Origin of the sequence: Nonomuraea sp. NPDC049649 (genome assembly GCF_040675175.1) — a bacterium.
Taxonomy (GTDB): domain Bacteria; phylum Actinomycetota; class Actinomycetes; order Streptosporangiales; family Streptosporangiaceae; genus Nonomuraea.
The window spans coordinates 247494-273101 of sequence record NZ_JBFAOH010000004.1 but is presented as its reverse complement, the minus strand read 5'-3'; the positions used below and the strand labels follow the sequence as shown (position 1 = coordinate 273101).

The 25608-nt window shown below is 71.3% G+C and carries 24 protein-coding genes; 13 read left to right on the top strand and 11 right to left on the bottom strand.

The features are described 5' to 3' along the window. Positions 1 to 153 precede the first annotated feature (153 nt). The 7 genes from AB0J42_RS08440 to AB0J42_RS08410 all read left to right on the top strand — a co-directional run bounded on the left by AB0J42_RS08440 (position 154) and on the right by AB0J42_RS08410 (position 6355). Positions 154 to 1083 (top strand): hydroxyacid dehydrogenase, encoded by a 930-nt coding sequence (locus AB0J42_RS08440; protein WP_364290337.1) that lies wholly within the window; start codon positions 154 to 156, stop codon positions 1081 to 1083. 30 nt (positions 1084 to 1113) lie between these two features. Then, positions 1114 to 2415, top strand: a complete 1302-nt coding sequence (locus tag AB0J42_RS08435; RefSeq protein ID WP_364290335.1) for a sugar ABC transporter substrate-binding protein — start codon at positions 1114 to 1116, stop codon at positions 2413 to 2415. A 61-nt stretch (positions 2416 to 2476) separates the two neighbouring features. After that, a complete protein-coding gene (locus AB0J42_RS08430; protein WP_364290333.1) occupies positions 2477 to 3400 on the top strand; it encodes a sugar ABC transporter permease in 924 nt (307 codons plus the stop codon). After that, positions 3400 to 4290, top strand: coding sequence for a carbohydrate ABC transporter permease (locus tag AB0J42_RS08425; RefSeq protein WP_364290331.1), 891 nt, complete (start codon positions 3400 to 3402; stop codon positions 4288 to 4290). The genes AB0J42_RS08430 and AB0J42_RS08425 overlap by 1 nt, the downstream gene beginning before the upstream one ends. After that, positions 4287 to 4964: a hypothetical protein gene (locus AB0J42_RS08420; protein ID WP_364290330.1), complete on the top strand. Its 678-nt coding sequence runs from the start codon at positions 4287 to 4289 to the stop codon at positions 4962 to 4964. The genes AB0J42_RS08425 and AB0J42_RS08420 overlap by 4 nt, the downstream gene beginning before the upstream one ends. 98 nt (positions 4965 to 5062) lie before the next feature. Next, the gene (locus tag AB0J42_RS08415; RefSeq protein ID WP_364290329.1) at positions 5063 to 5881 is read left to right on the top strand and encodes a glycerophosphodiester phosphodiesterase family protein; all 819 of its coding nucleotides are present in this window, start codon (positions 5063 to 5065) and stop codon (positions 5879 to 5881) included. A gap of 18 nt (positions 5882 to 5899) precedes the next feature. Beyond that, the gene (locus tag AB0J42_RS08410) at positions 5900 to 6355 is read left to right on the top strand and encodes a hypothetical protein (protein ID WP_364290327.1); all 456 of its coding nucleotides are present in this window, start codon (positions 5900 to 5902) and stop codon (positions 6353 to 6355) included. Positions 6356 to 6571: 216 nt separating this feature from the next. Here the strand turns inward: AB0J42_RS08410 and AB0J42_RS08405 are convergent, their stop codons facing one another. The 9 genes from AB0J42_RS08405 to AB0J42_RS08365 all read right to left on the bottom strand — a co-directional run bounded on the left by AB0J42_RS08405 (position 6572) and on the right by AB0J42_RS08365 (position 15299). Beyond that, positions 6572 to 7618, bottom strand: a complete 1047-nt coding sequence (locus AB0J42_RS08405) for a LacI family DNA-binding transcriptional regulator (RefSeq protein WP_364290325.1) — start codon at positions 7616 to 7618, stop codon at positions 6572 to 6574. Beyond that, the gene (locus tag AB0J42_RS08400) at positions 7611 to 8498 is read right to left on the bottom strand and encodes a cupin domain-containing protein (protein ID WP_364290323.1); all 888 of its coding nucleotides are present in this window, start codon (positions 8496 to 8498) and stop codon (positions 7611 to 7613) included. The genes AB0J42_RS08405 and AB0J42_RS08400 overlap by 8 nt, the downstream gene beginning before the upstream one ends. Further along, positions 8495 to 9520, bottom strand: coding sequence for a PmoA family protein (locus AB0J42_RS08395; protein WP_364290321.1), 1026 nt, complete (start codon positions 9518 to 9520; stop codon positions 8495 to 8497). Before AB0J42_RS08395 ends, AB0J42_RS08400 begins: the two co-directional genes overlap by 4 nt. Then, a complete protein-coding gene (locus tag AB0J42_RS08390; protein WP_364290319.1) occupies positions 9517 to 10608 on the bottom strand; it encodes a Gfo/Idh/MocA family oxidoreductase in 1092 nt (363 codons plus the stop codon). The genes AB0J42_RS08395 and AB0J42_RS08390 overlap by 4 nt, the downstream gene beginning before the upstream one ends. A 102-nt stretch (positions 10609 to 10710) precedes the next feature. Further along, complete coding sequence (locus AB0J42_RS08385; protein WP_364290317.1) at positions 10711 to 11730, bottom strand: LacI family DNA-binding transcriptional regulator; 1020 nt, start codon at positions 11728 to 11730, stop codon at positions 10711 to 10713. A 142-nt stretch (positions 11731 to 11872) separates the two neighbouring features. Then, complete coding sequence (locus AB0J42_RS08380) at positions 11873 to 12832, bottom strand: glycine betaine ABC transporter substrate-binding protein (protein ID WP_364290315.1); 960 nt, start codon at positions 12830 to 12832, stop codon at positions 11873 to 11875. Positions 12833 to 12894: 62 nt separating this feature from the next. Next, positions 12895 to 13668 carry an ABC transporter permease gene (locus tag AB0J42_RS08375; RefSeq protein WP_364290313.1) on the bottom strand — a complete coding sequence of 258 codons (774 nt, stop codon included), beginning with the start codon at positions 13666 to 13668 and terminating at the stop codon, positions 12895 to 12897. Then, positions 13658 to 14659 (bottom strand): ATP-binding cassette domain-containing protein, encoded by a 1002-nt coding sequence (locus AB0J42_RS08370; RefSeq protein WP_364290311.1) that lies wholly within the window; start codon positions 14657 to 14659, stop codon positions 13658 to 13660. The genes AB0J42_RS08375 and AB0J42_RS08370 overlap by 11 nt, the downstream gene beginning before the upstream one ends. After that, a complete protein-coding gene (locus tag AB0J42_RS08365) occupies positions 14646 to 15299 on the bottom strand; it encodes an ABC transporter permease (protein ID WP_364290309.1) in 654 nt (217 codons plus the stop codon). The genes AB0J42_RS08370 and AB0J42_RS08365 overlap by 14 nt, the downstream gene beginning before the upstream one ends. Before the next feature lie 106 nt (positions 15300 to 15405). Here AB0J42_RS08365 and AB0J42_RS08360 point away from each other — a divergent pair, with 106 nt between their 5' ends. Next, positions 15406 to 16191 (top strand): IclR family transcriptional regulator C-terminal domain-containing protein, encoded by a 786-nt coding sequence (locus tag AB0J42_RS08360; protein ID WP_364290308.1) that lies wholly within the window; start codon positions 15406 to 15408, stop codon positions 16189 to 16191. 52 nt (positions 16192 to 16243) lie between these two features. Here the strand turns inward: AB0J42_RS08360 and AB0J42_RS08355 are convergent, their stop codons facing one another. Continuing rightward, positions 16244 to 17884: a potassium/proton antiporter gene (locus tag AB0J42_RS08355; protein ID WP_364290306.1), complete on the bottom strand. Its 1641-nt coding sequence runs from the start codon at positions 17882 to 17884 to the stop codon at positions 16244 to 16246. 15 nt (positions 17885 to 17899) lie between these two features. Next, a complete protein-coding gene (locus AB0J42_RS08350) occupies positions 17900 to 19186 on the bottom strand; it encodes an ArsB/NhaD family transporter (protein ID WP_364290304.1) in 1287 nt (428 codons plus the stop codon). Between the two features lie 224 nt (positions 19187 to 19410). On the opposite strand from AB0J42_RS08350, the gene AB0J42_RS08345 reads away from it, so the two are divergent. The 5 genes from AB0J42_RS08345 (at position 19411) to AB0J42_RS08325 (ending at position 25596) form a co-directional block, all read left to right on the top strand. After that, positions 19411 to 20400, top strand: coding sequence for a histidine kinase (locus AB0J42_RS08345; RefSeq protein WP_364290302.1), 990 nt, complete (start codon positions 19411 to 19413; stop codon positions 20398 to 20400). Next, entirely contained in the window at positions 20400 to 21053 is a 654-nt protein-coding gene (locus AB0J42_RS08340) for a response regulator transcription factor (RefSeq protein ID WP_364290518.1), read from the top strand. The genes AB0J42_RS08345 and AB0J42_RS08340 overlap by 1 nt, the downstream gene beginning before the upstream one ends. An 84-nt stretch (positions 21054 to 21137) precedes the next feature. Further along, positions 21138 to 22169, top strand: a complete 1032-nt coding sequence (locus tag AB0J42_RS08335; RefSeq protein ID WP_364290300.1) for a LacI family DNA-binding transcriptional regulator — start codon at positions 21138 to 21140, stop codon at positions 22167 to 22169. Continuing rightward, positions 22109 to 24160 carry a beta-galactosidase gene (locus AB0J42_RS08330; protein ID WP_364290298.1) on the top strand — a complete coding sequence of 684 codons (2052 nt, stop codon included), beginning with the start codon at positions 22109 to 22111 and terminating at the stop codon, positions 24158 to 24160. Before AB0J42_RS08335 ends, AB0J42_RS08330 begins: the two co-directional genes overlap by 61 nt. Further along, on the top strand, positions 24157 to 25596 hold the full coding sequence (locus AB0J42_RS08325; RefSeq protein ID WP_364290296.1) for a GH1 family beta-glucosidase: 1440 nt from the start codon (positions 24157 to 24159) through the stop codon (positions 25594 to 25596). The genes AB0J42_RS08330 and AB0J42_RS08325 overlap by 4 nt, the downstream gene beginning before the upstream one ends. Positions 25597 to 25608 lie beyond the last annotated feature (12 nt).

Below are 25608 nucleotides of genomic sequence, written 5' to 3'. Positions count from 1 at the left end.
ACCCCGGTTAGAGCCCCCGGACATGATCAGCGGCACTGGTAAGCGCTTGCTGCCGAAAGGACCGGGGTGAGAGACCGCCGACGACCACAGGCCCTGCTGGTCATGGATCCTGCGCACTTCAGGGTGCAGTTTCAGGAGCCGCAGTTACGCCGCTTGCACGATCTCGTCGAACTCACCGATCCTATCTCGACCAAGAACCTCGACGACCCGCTCGCCCGCCGGAGGCTGAGCGAGGTCGAAGTGCTCGTGACCTCGTGGGGCTGCCCGCCGCTGACGAAAGAGCTGCTGGACGGCGCACCCGGGCTCCGGGCGATCTTCCATTGCGCGGGCACGGTACGCTCGTTCGTCACCGACGAGGTCTGGCGGCGCGACATCCTCGTGACCAACGCCGCCGACGAAAACGCGATACCGGTCGCCGAGTTCACCCTCGCCGCGATCATCTTCGCGGGCAAGAAGGCCCCGTTCCTCGCCCAGGACGCGCGCAAACATCGCGACGACTGGTCGTACGCGGCCCAGCGCGGAGAGCTGTCCAACCGCGGGCGCACGATCGGCGTCGTCGGATTCTCCCGCGTGGGCCGCAGGGTGACCGAGAGACTGCGCGGACTGGAGGTCGACATCCTGGTGGCCGACCCGTACGCCGACCCGGCCGAGGTGCGCGCGGCCGGCGGCCGGCTCGTCGGGCTGCACGACCTGCTGCGGCGCTGCGACGTGCTCACCCTGCACGTGCCCGCGCTGCCCGCCACCCGTCACCTCATCGGGCCCGCGGAGCTGGCCCTGCTGAGGGACGGCGCGACCGTCATCAACACCGCGCGTGGATCCGTCCTGGACACGGCCGCTCTGGAGAGCGAGTGCGTGTCGGGGCGGCTCGACGCGATCCTCGACGTCACCGAACCGGAGCCGCTTCCTGCCGACTCGCCGCTGTACGACCTACCCAACGTCATGATCACCCCCCACATCGCCGGGTCTCTGGGATCGGAGACCCGGCGCATGAGTGAGAGCGCCCTCGACGAGCTCGAACGCTACTTAACCGGCCTGCCGCCACGCGCGCCGGTGACGGCAGAAGAGATCGTCGTGAGCGCCTGAGCCCGGCTTCAAGGAAAGGAGACCGGATCAATGAACGTTTCACGTCCGTACACCCGCCGCACCCTGGTGAAGACCTTGGGGGCGGCGGCCTCGCTCGCTCTCGCGCTCACCGCGTGCGGCAGCGGCGGCGGCTCCGACGACTCCGCGGCCGAGGGCGGCGGCAGCCAGACCCTCACCGTCACGGTGTGGAACCTGGCCAAGACCCCGGAGTTCGGCGCCCTGTTCGAGGCCTTCGAGAAGGCGAACCCGGGAGTCAAGGTCGAGCCGGTGGACATCCTCGCCGACGACTACCCCGACAAGGTCACCACGATGCTCGCCGGCGGCGACAAGACCGACGTCATCACCATGAAGAACGTGACGGACTACTCGCGCTACTCCAGCCGCGGGCAGCTCCTCGACATCACGGACATGGTCAAGTCGATCGACACCTCCAAGCTCGCGGGCCTGGACGCGTTCAACGTCAACGACACCTACTTCGCGCTCCCGTACCGCCAGGACTTCTGGCTGCTGTACTACAACAAGGGCCTGTTCGACAAGGCCGGCATCACCCTCGACGGCGCCATGACCTGGGACGACTACGCCAAGCACGCCCAGCAGCTCACCCAGGGCGAGGGCAGCCAGAAGACCTACGGCACCTACCACCACACCTGGCGGTCGGTGATCCAGGCGATCTCGGCGGCGCAGACCGGCGGCGACCAGCTCGGCGGCGACTACAACTTCTTCACGGACCAGTACAACATGGCGCTGGGCCTGCAGAAGGGCGGCCACGCGCTCGACTTCGGCACCGCGACGGCGCAGCAGGCCGACTACCGGACCATGTTCGAGACCGGGGCGACGGCCATGATGCCGATGGGCACCTGGTACATCTCCGGCATCTTGGAGGCCAAGGAGAAGGGTGACACCCAGGTCGACTGGGCGCTCGCCCCGATGCCGCAGCGGCCGGGCTCCAGCGAGGTCGTCACGTTCGGCTCGCCGACCGCGTTCGCGGTGAACAAGCGGAGCGAGAACGCCGACCTGGCCAAGAAGTTCGTCGAGTTCGCCGCCGGCAAGGAAGGCGCCACCGCGATCAGCAAGGTGGGCGTCGTCCCGGCGCTGCAGGACCCGGAGATCACCAAGGCGTACTTCGGCCTCACGGGCATGCCGACCGACGACCTGTCGAAGAAGGCGTTCGAGCCGGACAAGGTCGTGCTGGAGATGCCGGTGAGCGACAAGACCTCCGACGTCGACACCATCCTCAGGGAAGAGCACGAGCTGATCATGGTCGGCGACAAGACCGTGCCCGAGGGGATCAAGTCGATGAACGACCGCGTGAAGAGCCAGGTCCTCAGCTAGGGAATGCCTTGGCGGGCGCCGGGGGGCGCCCGCCTGGTTCGCGAAGGAGTCACGAAGGACCATGGCGCACGTAATGACGCAGCCGGCGCCGGGCGGACCGCGGGCGCCCCGCCGTCGTCGGCACTGGCGCTCCATCCTGATCGGGTGGAGCTTCATCCTGCCGAACTTCCTGGGCTTCGCCCTGTTCACCCTCGTCCCGGTGCTCGCCGCGTTCGCGCTGGCGTTCATGGCCTGGGACTCCTACAGCACGCCCGAGTGGGTGGGGCTGGACAACTTCGTGCGGATGTGGGGCGACGAGAACTTCCACGTCGCGCTCCACAACACCCTCTTCTACGCCGTCGGCCACATCCCGCTGACGATGGCCGCCGCCCTCGGGCTGGCGATGGCGCTCAACCGCAAGCTGCGGGGCGTGGAGTTCTTCCGCACCGCCGCGTTCTTCCCGTACGTCACCTCGCTGGTCGCGGTGGCCGTGGTCTGGAACATGCTGTTCGAGCCCAACGCGGGGCCGGTCAACCTGTTCTTGCAGGCGATCGGCCTCGACGACCCGCCGCGCTGGGTGGCGAGCACCGACTGGGCGATGCCCGCGGTCATCCTCACCAGCGTCTGGCGTGACATGGGCTACTACATGGTGCTCTACCTGGCCGGGCTGCAGACGATCCCGCGGGAGTACTACGAGGCGGCCAAGGTCGACGGGGCCGGCGCCTGGCAGCGGTTCTGGAACGTCACGCTGCCGTCGCTCCGCCCCACCACGTTCTTCGTCCTGGTCATGCTGACCATCCAGAGCTTCAAGGTGCTCGACCTGATCATGGTCATGACCGACGGCGGGCCCGGCCGCAGCACGCTGGTGCTGGCCCAGCTCATCTACCGGGAGGGCATCCGGGAGGGCCGGTTCGGCTACTCGTCGGCGATCGCGCTGGTGCTGTTCCTCATCGTGTTCACGGTGACCGTCGTCCAGTTCCGCATCAACGAACGGAGGAGCTCCTGATGACCGTGCTGCGCGAGGCTCCCCCGGCCGCCCGGCACGGCGGCAGTCCCGCCGCCCCGCCCGCGGGCGGGCGCCGCGTGTTCCGCTGGACGCTGGCGTACGCGTCGCTCGCCGCCGTGACGGCGCTGGTGCTGCTGCCGCTGGTGTGGATGATCTCCTCGTCGCTGAAGCGGAACAACCAGGTCTTCACGATCCCGATCGAGTGGATCCCCCGCGAGTTCCGCTGGTCGAACTATGTGGAGATCTGGGAGCAGATCCCCATGGCGACCTACCTGGCCAACTCGGCCTTCCTGGCGGTCGTCATCACGTTCCTCCAGGTGCTCACCGGCAGCTTCGCCGCGTACGGCTTCTCCAAGGTGCGCTTCCCCGGCCGCGACGGGCTCTTCCTGGCCTACATCGCGACCATCGCGGTGCCGTGGCAGGCGTACATGGTGCCGCAGTACATCATGATGCAGCGGGCCGACCTGACGAACACGCACCTGTCGATCATCCTGCTGCAGGCGTTCGGCGCGTTCGGCGTGTTCCTGATGCGGCAGTACTACATGTCGATCCCCGACGAGCTGTGCGAGGCCGCGCGGATCGACGGGCTCAGCGAGTACGGGATCTACCGGCGGATCATCCTGCCGCTGTCCAAGCCGGCGCTGGCGAGCCTGGCCCTGCTGACGTTCGTCAACACCTGGAACGACTACATGGGGCCGTTCATCTACCTGACGAGCAACGACCTGTGGACGGTGCAGATCGGGCTGCGCTCGTTCGTCGGCCAGTACCAGGCCGACTACGCCATGATCATGACGGGGGCGACGCTGTCGGTGCTCCCGGTCGTGGTGATCTTCCTGTTCGGGCAGCGCTACTTCATCCAGGGCATCGCGACGAGCGGCCTGAAGGGATGAGCACGGTGCGCGGCCTGCTCCGTCCCGCCCGGCAGGAGACGTACGAGAAGATCTTCAATGCGGTCTACGTCGGGCTGATGACGAACCTGCTGGTCGCGCTCTCGTGCGCGCCGCTGCTGGCGGCGCTCGCGCTAGTGCGCGACCCGCTGCTGTCGTGGCCGTTCTTCGCGCTGCTGTCGGCGGTCTGCGCGCCCGCGCTGACGGGCGCGTTCCGCTGCTTCGCCCTGCTGGGCGAGGGCTCGACGGCGGTGCTCGCCGCGTTCTGGGGCGGCTACCGGCGGGCCGGGAAGCGCGCGCTCCTCGTGTGGCTGGCGGGCGCGGCGGCGGTGAGCGTGCTCGCGGTGGACGTGCTGGTGGTCGCGTCCACCGCGTGGGGGCCCGCCCTGGTGCCGTTCTTCGCCACCGGGGCGGCGCTGGTCGTGGCCGTGACGGTGGCGGTGCTGGTGGTGGTGGCGGAGACGCCGCGCCGGGTGCGCGAGCTGGTGCGGCCCTGCCTGTATCTGGTGGCGCGGCGCTGGTACCTGACGGCGCCGACGCTCGCGGTGCTCGCGCTCGCCGTCGCGGTCGTGCTGCTCAAGCCGGTCATCGGGCTGCTGCTGGCGCTCGCGCCGCTGCTGTACGTGGTCTGGGCCACGATGCGGTACGTGGTGCTGCCGCTCCTGCCTGAGACCTGACCGGCAGAGCTCATCGTACGGCCACTTCTTCCTCAACAATCGGTCACTACGGTCAGTCAGCTTCGGATCATCGGCTACTCCCCGATACGAGGAGATCCATGTTCCGAAGCGCACGCATCATCCTCATGACCGCACTATTGGCTCTGACCGCACCCGTCACGAACCTCGTCCCCGCCACCGCGACGGCCGAGGGGGTCACCAACGTCGCCCACCGCGGGGCCTCCGCCTACGCGCCGGAGAACACCGTCAGCGCGCTGCGGCTGGCCGCCCGGCGGGGCGCCGACATGTTCGAGCTCGACGTGCAGGAGACCAAGGACCACCACCTGATACTCATGCACGACACCACGCTCTCCCGCACCACGGACGTGAAATCCCATTACCCGGACCGGTCGCCGTGGCGGGTGGCCGACTTCACCCTCGCCGAGATCCGCAAGCTGGACGCCGGCTCGTGGTTCGGCGACGAGTTCGCGGGCGAGCGGGTGCCGACGCTCCGGGAGGCGCTCAAGGCCATGAGCGGCACCGGCCTCGACCTGCTGCTGGAGGTCAAGTCACCGCACCTCTACCCCGGCATCGAGCGGCGCGTCATGCGGGAGCTGCAGCGCTCCTGGGAGAGGTCCGTGGTGGTGCAGTCGTTCGACTGGGACTCGATGCGGGCCTTCCACCGGCTGATGCCCGACGTGCCGATCGGCCTGCTCGGCACGCCCCAGGGCGACGAACTGCCGGAGCTGGCCCGGTTCGCCGAGCAGATCAACCCGCCGTACCGCGATCTGACGCCCGCCTTCGTCCGGGCCATCCAGGACCTCGGCATGGAAGTCTTCACCTGGACGGTGGACGAGCCGCGGGCCATGCGGCGGCTCGCCTCGTACGGGGTGGACGGCATCATCACCAACCGGCCGGACGTGCTCGCGGGCCTCTGACGGGGTAGCGGTGAGTGCATGACAGATCAGCACGTCAGCAGGGTTCCCGACGAGGCGCACCGGCGGCCGCCCGGCGCGGGCGACGACGTGGTCGAGGCGCTCGGCCTGTTCAGCGAGGCACTGGAGAAGATCCACCGGGCGCGCGGCCACCTGTACGCCTTCCACCAGCTCACCGGCGGCGCCGACGGCGCCCTGGACCGGGTGGCCGAGCTGCTGCGCGGCGCCGGGCACGAGGAACTGGCCGGGCGGATCGAGCGGGAGCTGATCGGGCTGAACGTGCTGGAGGGCCGGTGGACGTACCAGGTCGTCGAGGAGTACGACGACGGCTACTACGCGGCGTTCCAGGGGCTGGAGGCGGAGGCCCGGGAGCTGCTGATGGGCGGCCGCCGGCACGTCTACGAGGCCGAGATGAAGGCCCGCCGCCGCACCCCCGGCCTGCGGGGGCACGAGAGCGCGCCCGGCACGGCCACCTGAGGCACGCGCCGTCCCCCCTGGGACCCCACCGGCGCCAGGGGGGAACGGTGCCGCGGCCCTTCGAGCCGGTAAGGAACCGCGTCTCCATCATGCGCCGCGTGGCGGCGGCGCGCGGAGGGGCCAAGGTCCCGCGTCCCGGGGACCTTCGGCCTGGGCGCCGTCAGAGGGTTCTGCTGTTTCGGGTGCCGACAGAAGGATTTGCCGGCCTGGGCGCTGTCACTGGGTTCTGCGAGACGGAGTGCTCTCCCGCAGCAGGACAGTCGTCGAGGTCTGCACGTTCACCGGCCCCGGGTCGTCCGACAGTGCGATCCGCATCGCCGTCAGCCCCACCTGCCGCAGCGGCACGGCCACGGTGGTGAGGGCCGGGGTGACGTCCCGCGCGGAGTCGATGTCGTCGAAGCCGGCCACCCCGACGTCCAGGCCGGGCACGAGACCGGCGTCGCGGAAGGCGGACATCGCGCCGATCGCCATCACGTCGGTGACGGCGAAGACCATCTCGACCCCGTCCAGGCCGCGCTCGGCGAGCCGGCGCGCCGCCTCGTAGCCGCCCGCCCGGGTGAACTCGGTCTCCATCACGAAGCGGTCCTCGACGCCGAGGCCCATCTCACGTAACCCGGCCAGGAAGCCGGCGCACCGGTCGCGCGAGGTGCGCACGGACGCCGGGGCGCGGAAGACAGCGAAGCGCCGGTAACCGGCCGCCGCAAGCGCGCGGGCGAGCTGGTACGCGCCGCCCGCGTTGTCGATGGTCACCGTGTCGAACGGCAGGTCACGCTGGCTGATCATGACGACGCGGCCCCCGGCGGACCGGTACGCCTCCAACTCGCCCATGAGCGCGGTCCTCGTCTCGGCGCCGTCGATGCGGCTGCCCGCGATGACGATCAGCCGGGGGCGCTGGCCCCGCAGCGTGCGGACGATCTCCAGCTCGCGTGCGGGGGAACGGCCGGCGACCGCCATCGTGACGATCAGCCCGGCCTCCTCGGCGGCCTGGGTGACCCCGGCGGCGATGGCCGAGAAGTACGGGTCGGCGATGTCGCCCACGACCAGGGCGGCGGTCCTGGTCTGGCCCCGGGCGGTGGCCTGGGCCGACAGGTGCGGCCGGTAGTTGAGCTTGGCGGCGGCGGCCCGGACCCGGGTGGCGTTCTCGGTGCGGACCTTGCGGCTGCTGCCGTTGAGCGCGCGGGAGGCGGTGGCGACGGAGACGCCCGCCTCCCGGGCCACGTCGTGCAGGGTCACCGCGGTCTGCCGCTCCGGAGCCTCAGGCATCGTGACCGGCCCGGGGGTGGTCGGGCGAATGGCCGGGCGTCTGCACCGGCGGATGGTCGGGCGGGTGGACGGGGCGGTCGGGCGGGTGAACGGACGGCTGCACCGGCGGATGGACGGGGCGGTCGGGCGGCTGGGTGGGGTGGACGGGCGGGTGGACGGACGGCTGCACCGGCGGGTGGACGAAGGGCCGGGTGACGTCGTGGGCGCGCAGGTGGCCGCACATGCCCCAGCGCTCCTGCGGCGGTGCCTCCAGGAGCGTGGCGTGCCGGAGGTGGATGCCGTCGCCGCGGCCGAGCGCGTCGAGCACTTCGGCGGTGTTGCGGGTCTCGGCGGCGACCGTGCTCTCCCACATCCGCCGCCACGTCGCGATCTTGGGCCGGACGAGGGCGACAGCGCTGTCGTAGAAGCGCAGCAGCGGCCCGAAGTCGCCCGCGCGGGCGCTCTCGGCCAGCCTCAGGAACCCCTCGACGGCGAGGTCGCGGCGCCGGGCCACCGCGGGCTCCTCTCCGCCGGACGGCAGCAGGGCCGCGTCCCGGTAGGCGTCCGGGTCGGACACCACCTCGGGCGGGAACGTCATGACGGCGTCGCCCGCCTCGGGCAGCCCGGCGTTCTGCATGACGACGACCACTTCCAGGCCGCCCCGGTTGACGGCCCGGTGGATGGTGCCCGGCGTGAACCAGACGGTGGTGCCGGGGGCCAGTTCGGTCTCGCGCAGGCCGTTCATGTCGAGCGTCTGCAGCGCGCCGCGCCCTCCGGTGACGACGTACGCCTCTGTGGAGGCGGTGTGCAGGTGCGGGGTGCCGCCTTCGAGGCCGTCGGCGCACGCCCCGCTGTAGACCGACACCCGCGAGACGGAGGTGCCGCCGGGGAACGCCGTCATGACGTGCCCCGCCCGGGCGGCGCCTGCCCGGTGGGAGCAGCCGGAGGGGAGGTCGTGGCGGGGCGGGTGGCGGGGGTGGTGAAGGACGGGGTGGCGGAGGGGCTGAGGGGCGGGGCGGTCAGGGCGGTGCGGCCCTGCTCGGCCAGGAGGGCGGTGCCTTCCTCGCCGTGGTCGCCGTCGGCGATGACGACCGCGTACCGGAAGGAGAGCGTCCGGCCGTCCTCGACCCGCAGTTCCTCGCTGAAGAACGGCGCGGGGCACAGGCAGGCGAACATCTCGCTGCGGGCGAACCACTGCGGCGGGTGCCGGGGGTTGGCCGCGTCGTCGACCATGACGACGGTGGACCAGCCGCCGGTCTCGTCGTGCCGGCCGCGGAAGCCCATCCACCCGGACCGCGTGCCGCGCAGTTCGTCGCCGCCCGCCCCGGCGGGCGACTGGATGATCCCGCCGGTGAACGAGCGCGGGCCGCGCCAGAACAGCCCGCCGTATCCGGCGTTCTCGCGGCCCTTGGTGGTCGGGGAGCCGAAGTCGAGCGGGCCGCCGGACACGTTCGTCATGGCGGTGTCGAACACCAGCGCCCAGGCGGAGTCGTCCAGCACGGCGGCGGTGAGCGAGCGCCGCTCCTCGATGATCGGGCGGCCCTCCTGGGAGATCCAGTCGAGCCGGTGCGCGAGCCCGGCGCGGTCGCCGTCGGCGCCGACCGCGGTCATCTCGCGGTGCACGGCGCTGCCGTTGTTGCGGAGCTGCACGTAGCCGCGTTCGCGTTCGTACGTGGGACCGCCCCAGAAGTTGTGCTCCCCGACGTGCGGCAGCGACCAGGCGATGCCCTTGTGCCAGACGTGGTCGTGCGGCCGGTAGAGCGAGACCAGGTCGCCGGCCAGGGTCCGCACCGGGTGCAGGTAGGGCTTGGGCGACTCCAGGACGGGGGTGTCGGGGCGGTAGACGTAGGCGAACAGTTCCACGGCCCCGAAGGAGACCGAGACGGAGCGGCCGATGGTGTGGACGGCCTGAAGTGCGGTCATCGGTCCTTCCAGGGGGCGCCGGTGCCGTCCATGCGGCGGGCGAACGGGCTGCCGGGGCCGATCTGGCCGCTGGTGACCCGTTCGCCGGTGAAGGCGGAGGCGTACAGGGCGGCCACGAACTCCATCGTCCGGCGGGCGTCGGCGAGCGTGACGGGCGGCGCCTCGCCCCGGTCGAGCGCGTCGAGCACGGCGGCGAGCTGGCCGCGGTGGCCGCTGGGGTCGGTGCTGAGCCCGCCGGCGGTCCAGCGTTTGGCGACGTCCTCGTGGCCGGGGGCGGGGGTGACCGTCCAGTCGGCGTCGGTGTACCCGTACAGGTGCTCCAGTTCGACGGTGGCGCGCTCGAAGTCGAAGCGGAGCACGGACGTCTCGCGCGGCGACAGCAGCGAGTTGACCACGGAGGCGACCGCGCCGCTCTCGAAGGTGACCATCGCCATGGAGACGTCCTCGGTCTGGGTGTCGCGTGCCTGCCGGACGGCCAGGCCGCTGACCTCGCGCCAGGGACCGAGCACCGAGAACAGCAGGTCGAACTGGTGGATGCCGTGTCCCATGGTGGGGCCGCCGCCCTCCGACTCCCAGGTGCCGCGCCAGGGGACCTCGAAGTAGGCGTCGCCGCGGTACCACTGGGTGAGGCAGGTCGCCACCAGCGGGCGGCCCAGCTCTCCGGCGGCCATCATGCGGCGCAGCCTGGCGGCGCCGGGGCCGAAGCGGTGCTGGAAGACCGTGGCCATGTGGGCGGCCGAGCGGTTCTCGGCCTCGATGAGCGTGTCGAGCTCGGCCAGGGAGAGCGCGGGCGGTTTCTCGACCAGCACGGTGACGCCGGCTTCGAGGCATTCGAGCGCGAGCGGGGCGTGCAGGAGCGGCGGGGTGCAGAGGTGGACCAGGTCGACCTGCTCCTCGCGGAGCAGTTCGGTGAGGCTGCTGTAGGCGGGCACCTGCCAGACGGCGGCGAAGGACTCGGCGCGGGCGGGGTCGACGTCGACGGCGGCGACGAGGCCGGCCCGCCCGCCGGACCCGGCGACGGCCTGTGCGTGGGCGGTGGCGATCCCACCGGTGCCGACGACGGCGGACCGGTAGTGGCGTTGAGACATGTGACCCTTCGGGGGGTGGGGGACGCGCGCCGGGAAAACGCATTCCGCAGTCTGCCTTTCCCGGAGATCACCGTCAAGGGGGTTTCCGCGGGACGGCAGGGGTCAGGGGCGCGTGCTCTCGCGGACGACCAGGCTGCCCCGCACCATCAGGTTCTCGGGCCCGGGGGCCGCCCGGAGCGCCAGGCGGATGGCCTCGGCGCCGACGTGGGCCAGCGGCAGCGCGACCGTCGTCAGCCGCGGCGTCAGGTCCTGGGCGAGCTGGATGTCGTCGATGCCCGCCACCGACACCTCGGCCGGCACCGCCACCCCGGCCTCGCGGAACGCCGTCAGGGCGCCGACCGCGAGCACGTCGCTGACCGCGGCCACGGCCCCGGGCAGCCCTCTGCCGATCAGCCGCCGGGCCGCCGCGTAACCGCCGTCCCTGCTGGCCTCGCAGGGCACCACGCGGATCCCCCGGGCCGGGACGCCGCCCCTGCGCAGGGCGTCGGCGCAGCCCACGACCCTGGCGGCGAAGTTCGCCCGCTCCCCTGGACCGGCCAGGATCGCCACCCTCCGGTGCCCGGTCCCGGCCAGGTGGGCGCCGAGCATCCGGCCTGCTCCGTCGTTGTCGAAGCCGATCGAGTCGAACGCCCGGTGCGTCACGCCGACGATCACGACTCTGCCGCCTGCTCGCTCGTACGCGCGCAGCTCGTCCATGAGGCGGGCGTCGAGCGCGTCCGGGCGGAACCGGGAGGAGGTCAGCACGAGCGCGCGCGGCCGCAGCGCGCGCAGCAGGCTCACCGTTTCGAGCTGCCGCTCCAGGGCCCCGCGGGTGGCGGAGACGGTCACGGAGACGCCGCTCATCGTGGCCTGCCGCTCCATCGCGGAGACGATCATGCCCATCGCGGGGGTGGTCAGGTCGTCGGTGACGAGCGTGACGGCCTCGCTCCCCCGCCGCATGGCGCGGGCGGCCGCGTCGGCGGTGTAGCGCAGGGCCGACGCGGCGGCCAGGACGCGCCGCTCGTACTCGGGGGCGACGGCGCGGGAGCTGCCGCCCAGCACCCGCGAGGCGGTCGCGACCGAGACACCGGCGGCCGCCGCGACGTCCCGCAGCGTGACCGTGCGTCTCGCCGCGTGAGGCATTCGGCTCGTTCCCTTCTTCCGCGACGCCGACTCAACGAGGGTAGGGGATGCGCCGGGACTCCGAAACTTTCGGGATCTCTGGGAACACGCCGAGGCCCGGGCGCGCGGGCCCGGGCCTGTCGGTCGTCTCAGCTCGTACGGATCAGCCGAGGAAGCCGTTCTCCTTCAGCCACTCGGCCGTGACGTCACCGGGCTCCATGCCGTCGACGTCGACCTTGGCGTTGAGCTGCTGCATGGTGGCGTCGTCCAGCTTCTCGATCACCGGCTTGAAGACCTGCTCCAGCTCGGGGTGCTTCTGGTAGAGGTCTTCCTTGACCGTGACGGCGGCGTTGTAGAGCGGGAAGAAGCTCTTGTCGTCCTCCAGCACCGTCAGGTCGAGCGCGGCGATCCGGCCGTCGGTGGTGAAGACCTCACCGAAGTTGCAGGTCTCGCCCTTGTCGGTCTCGGTGTAGACGACACCGGTGTCCAGCAGCGCGATCCGGTCCTTCGGGATCTCCATGTCGTACGTCTTGAGCAGGCCGGGCAGGCCGTCGTCCCGCGTGGAGAACTCGGTCTCGATGCAGAGCGTGACCTCCTCCGGCTTGGTCCGGGACAGCTCGGCCACGTCGGAGACCGTCTTGACACCCAGCTCCTGGGCCTTCTCCGAGCGGATGGCCAGGGCGTAGGTGTTGTTGAGCGGGGTCGGGCCGATCCAGCGGATCTGGTTCTTCTCCAGGTCCTCGTCCGCCGTGGCCTTGAACTGCTCGGCCGAGTCCTGGATGGGCTCGGTCTTCTTCAGGTGCTCGATCCAGCCGGTACCGGAGTACTCCCAGTACAGGTCGATCTCACCGGACTGCAGGGCCTGGCGGTTGGTGACGGTGCCGCCCAGGTTGGTCTTGTCGGTGACCGAGGCGCCGTGCGCCTTCAGCAGCTGGACGGCGATCTTCCCGAGCACGATGTTCTCGGTGAAGTCCTTGGAGCCGACGACGATGGAGGCGCCTTCGAGCTCGTTGCCCGCGCTGGCCTCCTCGACGGCGCCGCCGCCACCGCCACATGCGGCGGTAAGGGTCAGAGCTGCTGCGGCGAGCGCGGCGAAACTGGTGCGGAGGGGGCGGGATAGCACGTGAAAACACCTCTCACGGTGGAACTAACAGGAAATCGGGGGGTTGGGAAATCGACGCGGGGTCAGATGCCCTTGGGCTTGAGCAGGCTCTCGGCGAGCGCGCCCAGCCAGTCGATGAAGAAGGCGAGGCATGCGGTCAGCACGCCGCCCACGATGGTGACGGGCATCCGGTTCAGCTTGAGCCCGTTGATGATCAGCTCGCCGAAGCCGCCGGCGGCGACGAAGGCGCCGAGCGTGGCCATGCCGACGGTGAGGACCAGCGCGGTGCGCAGCCCGGCCAGGATGGTGGGGACGGCCAGCTTGAGCTCGACCCGGCGCAGCACCTGACCCTTGGTCATGCCCATGCCCCGGGCGGCCTCGATGAGCGTCGGGTCGATCTGCTGCACGCCGACCATCGTGTTGCGCAGCACGGGCAGGATGGCGTAGGCGACCAGGCCGAGCAGCGCCGTCTGGAAGCCCACGCCCATGATGAACGTGGCCAGCACGAGCAGCCCGATGGCCGGCACCGCTTGACCGAGATTGCCCCCGGTGAGGATGATCGGGGTGATGAACCGGTTCTTGGACCGGGAGGCGACGATGCCGAGCGGGATCGCGATCACGACCACGAGGACGGTGGCCGCCACCGTCATCTGGATGTGCTCGATCGCCTTGGCGACGATCACTTCCCGGTTGAGGCTGCGCTGCTCGATGGAGTCCAGCTCCAGCGTGCTCACCCAGGCGTACAGCGCGACCAGCGCGGCCACGATCGCCACGGGGGTGACCACCTGGCGCAGCCCGGAGGTGGTGCGGGTGGGTGCCTCGGCGCGGCCGCCGAGGGTGAGTGTGTCAGCGGTCACCTGCCGACACCCCCTTGGGGGTCACCGCGCCGTTCGACCCCACGGCGTCGCAGAGCGCGCTGTAGGTGAGCACGCCGGTCGGCGTGGCGCAGCGGTCGCTGCCGTGCGCGACCATGGCGTCCAGGGCCTCGCGCAGGCTGGCGCCGGCGTCGACCCGGGGCAGCCCGTTGCTGGACGGGAAGGGCTCGGTGGGCTCGATGTCCTCCACGGTCAGCAGCGCGAGCCGCTTGAGCGTGGCGTCCTGGCCGATGAAGCCGGCCACGTAGTCGTCGGCGGGCGCGGCCAGGATGTTGGCGGGCGTGTCGTACTGGGCGATGCGCGAGCGCTCGCGGAGCACCGCGATGCGGTCGCCCAGCAGGATCGCCTCCTCGAAGTCGTGCGTGACGAAGATGATCGTCTTGCGCAGCTGCTTCTGGAGCTTGGCGAACTCGGTCTGCAGGTGCTCGCGGGTGATCGGGTCGGTGGCGCCGAAGGGCTCGTCCATGAGCATGACGGGCGGGTCGGCCGCGAGCGCGCGGGCCACGCCGACCCGCTGCTGCTGTCCGCCGGACAGCTGGCGCGGGTAGCGGTCGCGGAACACGCCCGGCTCCAGGTTGACCAGCGCGAGCAGCTCCTCGACCCGGTTGTCGACCTTGGTCGCGGGCCAGCCGAGCAGCCTGGGCACCAGGGCCACGTTCTCGCCGACGGTCAGGTGCGGGAAGAGGCCGACCTGCTGGATCGCGTAGCCGATGTGCCGGCGCAGCTCGTCGGGGTGGAGGTTGAGGACGTCCTCGCCGCCGATGCGTATCTCGCCGGAGGTGGGTTCCACCAGCCGGTTGATCATTTTCATCGTGGTGGTCTTGCCGCACCCGGACGGCCCGACGAAGACGACGAGCTCGCCCGCCGGGATGTCGAGGGTGACGTTGTCGACCGCTGGAGCGGGCTGTCCCGGGTATTGCTTGGTCAGCCCCCGCAACTCGATGCGGACGCCTGCGGAATCACGGTCGAACACGAAGCCCCCTCGGGGTGGTGAACTGACGGACTGCGAAGAAGAACGCGTCGAAAAGCACCGCGACGATGACGATGCCGAGCGTTCCGGCGAGCGTGGCGTTCAGTGAGTTCACCGAGCCGAGCCGGGACAGTCCTTCGAAAATCTGGGTGCCGAGGCCGGGGCCGTCGACGTAGGCGGCGATGGCCGCGATACCGATGAGCATCTGGGCTGAGATCCGGATACCGGTCAGGATCAGCGGCCAGGCCAGGGGAAGCCGTACCTTCAGGAGCACTCGCGCCGCGCTCAGTCCCATTCCGCGACCCGCCTCAACGGTGGCGGCGTCCACGCCGCTCAGCCCGGTCACGGTGTTCCTGATGATCGGCAGAAACGCGTACGCGGTGAGCGCGACGAGGGTCGGTCCCCAGCCGAGACCGGTGAGCGGGATGAGCAGGGTGAGCAGCGCGAGCGAGGGGACGGTGAGGATGCCAGCGGAGAGCGTCAGGGACGCCGCCCGCAGCTTGGGCGTCTCGAAACCGAGGAGCCCGATGCCGACTCCGACCACCGTGGCGATGCCGATCGCTATGGCGACCACCAGCGCGTGTTCGGCGGCGGCCAGCGAGAGAGTCTCCCATCGCGAGACCACGTACTCGCCGAAAGTCATGGATGAACCGCCTTCGCTTACTCTTGCACTGGTTTGTAAACGTATGGCCGTGTTGCAGTGATTGCAAAATTCGTTGCACTTAGCGCAACACCATTGTTATGAACGGATGAGGATGACCGAGAGGCCGACAGTGCCGTCGGCGGGACTCCGCCGCGACCTGGAGATTCTTGACGTTCTCGCTGGTCACGGCGATGAACGCGATGCCGACGGGTTCGGCGTGAGCTGGATCGCGCAACGCCTGGGACGCGAGAAGAGCCAGGTTTCACGGGCGCTGCGCGCACTCGAGGCTGAAGGCATGGTAGAGCGCGATCCACTCACCCGGCGCTACCGCCTCGGCTGGCGGCTCTTCGCGCTCGCGGCCCGCACCCAGCAGTCCCGGCTCGTCCAGGTGGCCGAGCCGTACCTGCGGCGGCTGGCCACCGCCTACGACGAGGACGTCCACCTGTGCGTCCTCCGCGGCGAACAGGTTCTCACGCTGCTGTCGGCCCCCTCGTCGCGGGCCTACCACCTGGTCTGGGAGGGCATCACGGTCCCGGTCATCATGGCGGGCGCGGGCCGGTCGCTGCTCGCCGACTGGCACCAGGAGCACGTGCGGGAGCTGCTGCGCGCCACCCTGCCGGCCGAGCTCGACTCGTCGGTCGCCAGCGAGAAGCAGTGGCTCGCCGACCTCACGCACGTGCGGACCTTCGGGTACGTGGTGACCGAGATGGAGCTGGACGACATCCCGGCGGGCGTGACGGCCCCGGTGCGCGACCACCGGCGCCTCATCGTCGCGGCCATCAGCATGACGCTGACCCGCGTCCCGGAGGAACCGCACCTGCACGAGCTGGGGATGACCGTGGCCAAGACGGCCAACGAGCTGTCCTGCGCCCTCGGGTACCCGCGGCCGTAGCACCCCCGCCCTCGCCTCCGGGCGAGGGCTTGCTACGGTGGTGCCGCACCGGTCAGCCCGCGTCGGCCGTGGCGGAGACCGACGGCTTGGAGCCGGCCTCCTCCTCGGGCCGGGGTCCGGCCGGCGGTGCCGGTTTCCGGAAGCGCGGCCGGTGTGGTCTCCATCCGCCGCCGTTCCCGTCGGTGCGGCCGGGGCGGGGGTCCGGATCGCCGTCCTCTCCGTGCCAGCGGGCCAGCCGGCCCCGGCGGCCCACCGCGCGCAGCCGCCGCTCGACCTCGTCGCGAGTACGGGCGGTGGCCACGATCAGCAGCTGGTCCCCCTCGTACAGCCTGCTGTCGGGAGCGGGCACGAGCGCCGTCCCGCCGCGGATGACCAGGCTGATGGCGGCGGGTCTGGGCAGCCGCAGCTCCGACACCTCGACGCCGTGCAGTTTGGACCCCTCGGGGACCGTGACGGTGAGCAGTTCGGCGTCGAGCACGTCGAGCGGCGCGGACTCGATGCCCACCTCCCTGGCCTCCTCCGGCCTGACCAGCCCGAGCATGCGGGTGATCCCGAGCAGGGCGGGCCCCTGGATCAGGGTGAAGACCACGACCAGGACGAAGACGATGTGCAGTACGTAGATGGCCCCGGGCACCTGGGCCACGATCGGGAACGTGGTCAGCACGATCGGCACCGCGCCGCGCAGCCCCGCCCAGGAGATGAACGCCTGCTCGCGCCAGGGGACCCGGAACGGGAACAGGCACAGGAACACCGAGATCGGCCGGGCCACCAGCAGCAGGAACGCGCCGATGACGAGCGCCGGGACCAGCGCGCCGAGCAGGTCGCTCGGGTCGACCAGCAGGCCGAGCATGACGAAGAGCCCGATCTGCGCCAGCCAGCCGGCCCCCTCGGCGAAGGAGCGGGTGGCGGCCCGGTGCGGCAGGACGGCGTTGCCGAGCACGATCCCCGACAGGTAGGCGGCGATGATCCCGGAGGCGTTGGCCGCCCCCGCCGCCGCGAAGGCGATGATGCCGAAGCCGAACGAGGCCAGCGGGTACAGGCCGCTGGCGGGCAGCGCCACGTAGCGCAGCGTCGCCACGCCGGCCATGGCGACGACCAGCCCGATCGCCGCGCCGGTGGCGATCTGGTAGACCATCTGCCCTGCGATGGCCCCCGGGCCGGGCACTCCCCCGGAGGCACTGAAGACCAGCACCAGGATCACGGTGGGCGCGTCGTTGAAACCGGACTCGGCCTCCACCATGCTGGCCAGCTTGCGCGGCAGCGGCAGCGACCGCAGCACCGCGAAGACGGCCGCCGCGTCGGTGGACGACACGATGGCGCCCAGCAGCAGCGCGAGCTGCCAGTCCATGCCGAGCAGGTAGTGCGCGCCCGCGGCGGTCACGAGCACGCTGATGACCACGCCGGCCGTCGCCAGCAGGGCCGAGGGGGCGAGCAGCCGCCGGACGTCGGCCCACCGGGTGCTCAGCCCGCCCTCGACGAGGATGACCGCGAGCGCGGTCGTCCCGAGCGTCTGGGCGAGCTGGGCGTCGTCGAAGGGCACGCCCAGCACGTCCTCGCCGACCAGTACGCCCAGCCCGAGGAAGAGCAGGAGGCTGGGCAGGCCCAGGCGGGCGGCGGTGCGCGCCGCGGCGATGCTGGCGAGCAGCACCAGGCCGCCCGCCAGCAACACCACGTACAGCTGCGGCAACGTCATCGTTGCCCTCCCTACTCAGACGAAGTAGCGCAGCCAGACGTAGAGCCAGGCCATTGCCGTGCTGATCGCCGTGGTGAGGATGCCGTATTTGGTGAACTGCCAGAACGTGATCTTGTGACCGGACCGGGCCGCGAGCCCGATCGCCACCACGTTCGCGCTGGCCGCCACCGCGGTGCCGTTGCCGCCGTAGTCCGCGCCCAGGGCGAACGCCCACCACAACGCCTGCCCGGTGCCAGGATCGGGAGCCTGTGCGACCAGCCCTTCCACGATAGGCGCCATGGTGGCCACGTAGGGGATGTTGTCGAAGAACGCGCCGAGGATCGCCGAACCCCAGACCAGCGCGGTGGCCGCGCCGAAGAAGTTGTCGCCGACGGCGGCGATCGCCCAGGTGCCGATGGTCTCGATCACCCCGGTGTGCACCAGCCCGGCGACCATGACGAACAGGCCCATGAAGAACACCAGCGTCGGCCACTCGACCTCGGCCATGACCTCGGAGGTCTCGGCCCGCGCCACGAGCATCATCACCCCGGCGCCCACCAGCGCCACGATGGACGGCTCGACGTCCACGAGGGCGTGCAGGCCGAAGCCGACGATGACCAGGCTGAGCACGACCATGCAGCGGATGAGGAGCCGGCCGTCGGTGATGGCCCGCTTCTCCTGCAGCTTCATCACCTCGGCCACCCGCTCGGGGTTGTACACGTACGACCGGCGGAACATGAAGAAGGCCAGCAGCAGGAAGGCGGCGAAGGTCACCACGACGATGGGCGTCATGTGGACGAGGAAGTCGTTGAAGGTGAGCCCCGCGCGGCTGCCGATGATGATGTTCGGCGGGTCGCCGATGAGCGTGGCCGCGCCGCCGATGTTGGAGGCGAGCACCTCGGCGATGATGTAGGGCTGAGCGGGGATGTCCAGCCGCTCACAGACCATCAGCGTCACGGGCACGACCAGCATGATCGTGGTGACGTTGTCCAGGAAGGGCGAGGCGACGGCGGTGATCGCCATCAGCATCACCATCAACCGGTACGGCCTGCCTTGGGACTTCTTGGCGGCCCAGATGGCGAGATAGTCGAAAAGGCCCGTCTGCTTGACGATCCCGACGATGATCATCATCCCCAGCAGGAGGAAGATGACGTTCCAGTCGATCCCCTCGGTCTCGGAGAAGAAGACGTGCGCGCCGGGGATCAGCCCGAGCACCGCCATGACACCGGCGGCGACGAGCACCACCTTGACCTTGTTCACCTTCTCGGTGGCGATGAAGGCGTAGGCCACCACGAAGACGGTCAGGGCGATGACACCGCTCATCGGGCGCGCCCCGGCGGGCCGGTGCGGGCCGGGCGGGCCATGGGCAACAGATACGGTGCTGATATGTCCAGAGATCTCATGGCCTACAGTTTCGGTAACGAGAGGGTAAAGACGCCATCAGGTCTGACACCCATCTCGGCTGGGGGACAGCATGTAGGGCCGCCTAGGTAGATGGGTGCTGCCACCGATGGACATCGAAGCGGTCCTGCGGCGACGCTGATGCTATGAACCAGCGAGGTCCGGTCTCAGCGCGCTCACCTGCGCAGGCGCTGTTCCGGCGGCTCATTCTGATCAACGGGCTGGTGCTCACGACCGGTTTTCTGATCCTGGCGGTCTCCCCGGCCACCGTGTCCCCGCTGGTGCTGCCCACCGAGATCCCGGTGCTCGCGATCGGCCTGACGGTGATGCTCGCCATCAACGCGGTGCTGCTGCACCGGAGTCTGGCGCCGCTGGTGGCGCTGACCGCGCTCATGCAGCGGGTCGACCTGCTGAGCTCCCGTGACCGGCTCGCCGAGAGCGGCAACGGCGACCTGACCGACGTGGTGGCCACGTTCAACAAGATGCTGGACCGGCTGGAGGCCGAGCGCAGCACCGCCGCCGCGCACGCGCTGGCCGCCCAGGAGGGCGAGCGGCAGCGCATCGCCCGCGAGCTGCACGACGAGATCGGCCAGAGCCTGACCGTGGTGCTGCTCGGGCTGAAGCGCGCCGTCGACCGCGCGCCGCAGGAGCTGTGCGAGGAGCTCCACGGCATCCAGGAGATGGTCCGCAGCAGCCTGGACGAGGTGCGCCAGGTCGCCCGGCGGCTGCGGCCGGGCATGCTGGAGGACCTGGGCCTGATCGCCTCGCTGCACGCGCTGGCCGCCGACTTCGCCGAGATGTCCGACGCGATCGTGGTCCGGCGGATGGAGTCCGACCTCCCGGAGCTGGGCGAGGAGGCGGAGCTGGTGATCTACCGGATCGCCCAGGAGAGCCTGACCAACGTGGCCCGGCACGCCAAGGCGTCCAGGGTCGAGTTCTCGCTCTGCCGGGAGCCCGGCAACGTGATCCTGAAGATCGCCGACGATGGCCGCGGCGGCCCGATCGCCGAGGGAGCGGGTGTCCGTGGGATGCGCGAGCGCGCGCTGCTGATCGGCGCCCGCCTGTCCATCACCAACCCGCCGGGGGGCGGAACCACTGTACGGCTGACCATTCCGGTGCGGCCGGGAAGGAACTGATCAGGTTGGAACGGACCCGCATCCTGCTCGCCGACGACCACGCGCTGGTGCGCCGGGGGCTGCGGCTGATCCTGGACGCCGAGCCCGATCTCGTGGTGGTGTCGGAGGCCGGCAACGGCGCGGAGGCCGTCGAACTGGCCGGTGAGGGGGTCGATCTGGCGATCCTGGACATCGCCATGCCGCGCATGACCGGCATCCAGGCCGCGCGGGAGATCTCGCGGCGCGCGCCCGAGGTGCGCCTGCTGATGCTGTCGATGTACGACAACGAGCAGTACCTGTTCGAGTCGCTGAAGGCGGGAGCCTCCGGCTACGTGCTCAAGTCCGTCGCCGACCGCGACCTGCTGGAGGCGTGCCGGGCCGCGATGCGCGGCGAGCCCTTTCTCTACCCGGGCGCGGTGACCGCGCTCATCCGCGACTTCCTGCAGCGCGAGCACCAGGGCAACGAGCACCCGTCGAGCCTGCTCACGCCGCGTGAGGAGGAGATCGTCAAGCTGATAGCGGAGGGTCACTCGTCCAGGGAGATCGCGGACCTCCTGGTCATAAGCACGAAGACGGTCGACCGGCACCGCGCGAACGTGCTGGCCAAGCTGGGCATGCGGGACCGGCTGGAGCTGACCCGCTACGCGATCAGGGCGGGACTCATAGAGCCCTGAAAGATCCGGTCAGACCGTTGACATTCCCCCAAACCGCCTCATACGTTCGGTGCGAAACGTTTCGACCGGCGGAACCGGAGGGGCATGACCTCGTTGCGTGACGTGGCCGAGCGCGCCCAGGTCGCGGTCAGCACGGTCTCCGCCGCGCTCAACGGCACCCGGCCGGTGAAGGCGGAGACCAAACGCCGCATCGAGCAGGCGGCGGCCGAGCTCGGCTACCGGCCGAACCTGCTGGCCCGCGGCCTGGTGAGCAAGCGCACCCGGATCCTGGCGCTGCTGTTCCCGCCGCCCGGCAGCGGGTTCGGGCTGACCGAGATGCGGTTCGCCACCGGGGCCGCCGAGGCCGCCGCCGAGCTGGGCTACCACATGCTGCTGTCGCCGGAGTCCGCCGACCCGGTCGAGGAGCTGCGCTACCTGACCGGGATGGGCCTGGTGGACGGGGTGCTGCTGATGGAGGTGCGGCTGGCCGACGAGCGGACCGACTTCCTGCTGGAGTCGGGGGTGCCGTTCGCCATGATCGGGCGTACCCGGGAGCCCGGCGCGATCGACCACGCCGACATCGACTTCGCCCGCACCGCCAGGGACGCCGTCGCGCACCTGGCCGGGCTGGGACACCGGGCGATCGCCTTCTTCAACCACTCCACCAGCGCCTACTCCCCCGAGTACGGGCCCTCGGTCCGGGCCGGGCGCGAGTGGGCGGCCGCCGCCGGAGAGGCGGGCCTGTGGTACGCGGGAGACGTGCGCGCCGAGACGGCCGAGGAGGGACGGCTCGCCTTCGAGCGGCTGATGGCCGAGCACCCCGAGGTGACGGCGGTGGCGGTGATGAGCGACCGCGCCGCCGTCGGCGTGCTGCAGGCGGTCGAGGAGTGCGGCCGGCGCGTCCCCGGCGACCTCACGCTCATGCTGGCCAGCGCCTCCGCCCGGGTGGCGGAGATGTTCCGGCCCCGGCTGACGACGCTGGAGCCGCCCGGGGCCGAGCTGGGCAGGCTGGGCGCCCGCATGCTGATCGACCGGCTGGAGTGCCCGGACGCGCCGCCGATGAGCCGTCTGGTGCCGTGCCGGCTGGTGGTGGGCGACAGCTCGGCGGCGCCGCGCGGGAGCGGGGCCGGGCGGTGAGCCCCGGCCTGCGCGGCCTGACCCGGGACCGGGGGCTGCTGTTCGGCGGCGACTACAACCCCGAGCAGTGGCCGGAGGAGGTCTGGGCGGAGGACGTCCGGCTGATGAAGGAGGCCGGGGTCAACCTGGTCACCGTCGGCGTGTTCAGCTGGGCGCGGATCGAGCCGGAGCCGGGCGTCCGCGACTTCGGCTGGCTGGACCGGGTGCTCGACCTGCTCGCCGGGGCGGGCGTCGCCGTGGACCTGGCCACCCCCACCGCGTCTCCGCCGCCCTGGATGGGGCACCGGTGGCCGGAGACGCTGCCGGTGGACGAGTCGGGGCACCGGCTCTGGTACGGCTCGCGCAACCAGTTCTGCCCGTCCTCGCCCGTCTACCGGGAGCGGGCGCTGGCGCTGGTGACCGACCTGGCCGCCCGGTACGCCGGGCATCCGGCGCTGGCCCTGTGGCACGTGGGCAACGAGTACGGGCAGGTCTGCCACTGCGACACCACGGCGGAGGCGTTCCGGGCCTGGCTGCGCGGACGGCACGGCGGCCTGGACGGGCTCAACGAGGCGTGGGGCACCGCCTTCTGGTCCCAGCGCTACAGCGCGTGGGAGGAGGTGCTGCCGCCGCGGCGCGCCCCGTACCTGATCAACCCGGCGCAGCGGCTGGACTTCCGGCGGTTCTGCTCGGACGCGCTGCTGGCGCACTTCAAGGCCGAGCGCGACGTCTTACGGGCGCACACTCCGGACATCCCGGTCACCACCAACTTCATGGGGTTCTTCCCGCACGCCGACTACTGGTCGTGGGCGCCCGAGGAGGACGTGGTCTCCAACGACTGGTACACGGACCCGGCCGACCCGCTCACCCACGTGCGGGCCGCGCTCACGCACGACCTGATGCGCTCCCTCGCCGGCGGACCGTGGATGCTCATGGAGCAGTCCGTCTCGGCCGTGAACTGGCGCTCCCACAACCTGCCCAAACCGCCCGGGCGGCTCCGGCTGGAGTCCCTCCAGGCCGTCGCCCGCGGCGCTGACGGGCTCTGCTACTTCCAGTGGCGGGCCTCCCGCTCCGGCGCCGAGCGCTTCCACTCGGCGATACTGCCGCACGCCGGCCCGGACACGCGTCTCCACCGCGAGGTGCGCGCGCACGGCGCCGAACTGCGGAGACTCGCCGGGGTGGCCGGCACGCGGGCGCCCGCGCGGGTGGCGCTGATCTTCGACTGGCCGAGCTGGTGGGCGGCGACCGAGCGCGGCCTGCCCACCGACCGCCTCGACCCGGTGGAGGAGCTGTTCCGCTACTACCGGCCGTTCTGGGAGCGCGGGGTCGCCGTGGACGTGATCCCGCCGTCGGCCGACCTGTCCGGCTACGCGCTGGTGGTGGCCCCCAGCCTGTTCCTGCTCGCCGAGGCTGACGCCGCGTCGCTGACCTCGTACGTACGAGCAGGCGGCACCTTCGCGGCCGGTCCCTTCTCCGCGGTCGCCGACCTGGACGCGCGCGTCTACCAGGGGCGCTTCCCGGTGCCGCTCCGCGAGGTGCTGGGCATGTCGGGCGAGGAGTGGCTGCCCGTGCCCGAGGACCGGGAGGTGCGCTGCGCCTGGGCGGACGGCGGCGCGTTCACCGCGAGCCTCTGGACCGAGCTGGTCCGGGCCGAGGGCGCCGAACCGGTCGCCGTCTTCGCCGACGGCGGCGGCCCAGCCGTCCTGCGGCACTCCTACGGTGCCGGGACCGCGTGGTACGTCGCCACGCTGCCCGGGCACGACGCGCTCACCGCGCTGGCCGGACGGCTGCTCGCCGACGCGGGCGTGACCGGCGCGCTGCCCGGCCCGCCGCCGCCCGGCGTCGAGGCCGTCCGCCGCGGCCCCGTGCTCTTCCTGCTCAACCACGGCGCGGAGACGGCCCGCGTGCCGATCCCCGCCCCGGCACGCGACCTGCTGACCGGGGCCGCCGCCGACGGCGCGGTCACGCTCGCCCCCCAGGGCGTCGCCGCGCTGCGGACCATCGACGCATGACCCGCGAGAACAATGAGGAGAGATCCGTCATGCCCGCTTTCCCCGACGACTTCCTGTGGGGTACGGCCACGGCCGCCTACCAAGTGGAGGGTGCCTGGAACGAGGACGGCCGCGGGCCGTCCATCTGGGACACCTTCTCCCACACCCCCGGCCTGGTGACCAACGGCGACACCGGCGACCTGGCCTGCGACCACTACCACCGCCTGGAAGAGGACCTGGACATCCTCGCCGAGCTGGGCGTCGGCGCCTACCGCTTCTCCATCTCCTGGCCGCGTGTGCTGCCCGGCGGCGGCGACCGGCTCAACCAGGCCGGGCTCGACTTCTACCGGCGGCTGGTGGACGGGCTGCGGGCCCGGAACATCGCCCCCGTCGCCACCCTCTACCACTGGGACCTGCCGCAGGAGCTGGAGGACGCGGGCGGCTGGCCGAACCGCGACACCGCCTACCGGTTCGCCGCCTACGCGCACCGGATGGGCGAGGCGCTCGGCGACCGCGTGGCCACCTGGATCACGCTGAACGAGCCGTGGTGCTCGGCCTACCTCGGCTACGCCTCCGGCGTGCACGCCCCCGCCCGCACCGAGCCCGCCGCGGCGCTGGCCGCGCTGCACCACCTCAACCTCGGCCACGGGCTCGCCGCCCGTGCCCTGCGCGAGGTCATCGACCCGGCCGCCCAGGTGTCGGTGACTCTCAACCTGCACCACGCCCGCGGCGTCTCCGAGGGGGACGCCGACGCGGTGCGGCGGGTGGACGCGCTGGCCAACCGGGCCTTCCTCGGCCCGATGCTGGACGGCGCCTACCCGCGCGACCTCATCGACGACACCGCCTCCGTCACGGACTGGTCGTTCGTCAAGGACGGCGACGAGGCCACGGCCGCCGCCCCGATCGAGGTGCTGGGCGTCAACTACTACAACCCGGTCCTGGTGCGGCAGTGGGACGGCAAGGGCCCCCGCGACACGGCCGACGGGCACGGGGACGGCGCGGCCTCGCCCTGGATCAACTGCGACGACGTCGAGTTCGTGCAGCAGCCCGGACCGTACACCGAGATGGGCTGGAACATCGACGAGACCGGCCTGACCGAGCTGCTGCTGCGGCTGCGCCGCGACTACCCGTCGCTGCCCGTGATGATCACCGAGAACGGCGCGGCCTTCCCCGACGAGGTCTCCGCCGACGGCCGCGTCCACGACGCCGACCGGATCGACTACCTGCGCCGCCACCTGACGGCGGTGACGGAGGCGATCGCGGGCGGCGCCGACGTGCGCGGCTACTTCCTGTGGTCGCTGATGGACAACTTCGAGTGGGCCCACGGGTACGGCAAGCGCTTCGGCATCATCCGCGTGAACCGGGACACCATGGAGCGCACCTGGAAGGACAGCGCCCACTGGTACCGCGACGTGGTGGCCGCCAACGCCCTCCCCGCCGAGGCCACCACGCCCTGATCCCGCTCACGT